Annotated in this window: 1 protein-coding gene; it reads left to right on the top strand. The window is 59.8% G+C overall.

Features of this window, described 5'->3' with window-relative positions:
* Positions 1–723 (top strand): transposase (locus AC11W3_RS08265; protein ID WP_484092805.1); only part of this gene is annotated, 723 nt, incomplete at its 5' end.
* Positions 724–1,011 lie beyond the last annotated feature (288 nt).

The following is a 1,011-nucleotide window of genomic DNA, read 5'->3' as shown; positions in this document are numbered from 1 at the left end:
GCCAAGGAGGCTCTTGAGCGAGAGGCTCGGCAGGAGGCGGAGCGCCGACGGCTTGAGCAAGAGCAGAAGAGCGAGGAGCGCCCGGATCGCCGGGGCCGGCCGCCAAAGGCTCCTTCGGATAAGCCCGAGGGGAAGGCTCAGCGCAACTTCACCGATCCTGACTCCCGCATCATGAAGGATGGCGCGACCAAGTCTTTCGCCCAGTGCTACAACGGTCAAGCGGCTGTTGACGAGAGCTCCCAGGTGATCGTTGCGAGTCGGCTCAGCCAGGAAGCCAACGACAAGCGCGAACTGAAACCCCTCATCGAGAAGCTCAAGACCAACCTCGATGGCGCCAAACCGAACAAGGTCAGTGCTGACAACGGCTACTTGAGTGAGGAGAACCTCACCTATCTTGCCAACGAAGAGATTGACGCCTACGTAGCCACCGGCCGCTTGAAACACACGGATCGGCTGCTGCCGGCTCCTAAGGGGCGAATTCCCAAGGATGCCACGATCAAGGAGCGAATGGCCCGCAAGCTCCGGACGATCAAGGGGCGGATGACCTATGCCAAGCGCAAGGAGATCAGCGAGCCGGTCTTCGGGCAGATCAAGGAGGTCCGAGGGTTTCGGCAGTTCCTGCTGCGAGGCATCGCCAAGGTTGACTGCGAGTGGGACATCATCTGCCTTGGCCATAACCTCCTGAAGCTCTTCCGGAGTGGGTGGGCATCGGCATCGGCTTAGAGGGCAGTGCCGCAGCCTCATGCCCACCGTGAGCATCACCGCTTACAGCCTGATCCGCGGCCGTAGTGATTGTTCATCGAGCACATCGGCCCTAAACGATTCGAGTTTTCAAAGAACAACCGACGGACCGAAAAAAATCATCCCGGTACGCCGACAGACTCCTAGGGAAATCAAAGAGAAAGATTCCGGGTGCTGGAGTCGCCAGCCATCGCGGTTCTCGGTTGGTGAACGGTCAGGACGGACTCGCCTTCTTCGAGGACGTGCGTCCCGAAAATCGCACGGACCTTC

The sequence above is a fragment of the Geomonas sp. genome (assembly GCF_056994735.1).
Note: the sequence above shows the minus strand (reverse complement) of the source record. Positions and strands in the feature narration are given on the sequence as shown.